The organism is Mesorhizobium sp. M0633, from assembly GCF_040320645.1.
Classification (GTDB): domain Bacteria; phylum Pseudomonadota; class Alphaproteobacteria; order Rhizobiales; family Rhizobiaceae; genus Mesorhizobium.
In genome coordinates, this window is the sequence record NZ_JAMYQC010000128.1 from 1 (window position 1) to 692 (window position 692).

1 protein-coding gene is annotated in these 692 nt (G+C 64.2%); it reads left to right on the top strand.

The window, feature by feature from the left end:
- On the top strand, positions 1-692 hold a 692-nt coding region (locus NKI47_RS34985; RefSeq protein ID WP_352596404.1), incomplete at both ends, for a malic enzyme-like NAD(P)-binding protein.

Here is a 692-nt window from a genome sequence, read left to right on the forward strand (position 1 = left end):
GGCACCGCCATCATCGTCGCCGCCGCTGTGCTCAATGGGCTGGAATTCGCCGGCAAGTCCATCTCGGACATCAAGATAGTCACGTCAGGCGCCGGCGCTGCGGCGCTTGCGTGCCTCAACCTTCTGGTCTCGCTCGGCGCGCGGGTCGAAAACATCTGGGTCACCGACCGGTTCGGCGTCGCCCATAAAGGCCGTGTCGAGGAGATGGACCGCTGGAAAGACCCCTATGTGAAGGACACCGAGGCGCGCACGCTGGCCGACGTTCTGCCCGGCGCCGACGTGTTTCTCGGCCTGTCTGCCGCCGGCGTGCTGAAGCCGGAATTGCTGCACCATATGGCGCCCAAGCCGCTCATCCTGGCGCTGGCCAATCCCAATCCCGAGATCATGCCGGAAGCGGCGCAGGCAGCGCGGCCCGACGCGATGATCTGCACGGGCCGCTCCGATTTCCCCAACCAAGTCAACAACGTACTCTGTTTTCCTTATATCTTCCGTGGCGCGCTGGATTGCGGCGCAAGCGCCATCAACGAAGAGATGAAAATGGCTGCTGTGCGAGCGATTGCAGCGCTTGCCCGCGAAGAGCCGTCCGACGTTGCCGCGCGTGCCTATTCCGGCGAGACGCCGATCTTTGGTCCGGAGTTCCTGATCCCCTCGCCTTTCGATCCGCGGCTGATCCTGCGCATTGCCCCTGCCGT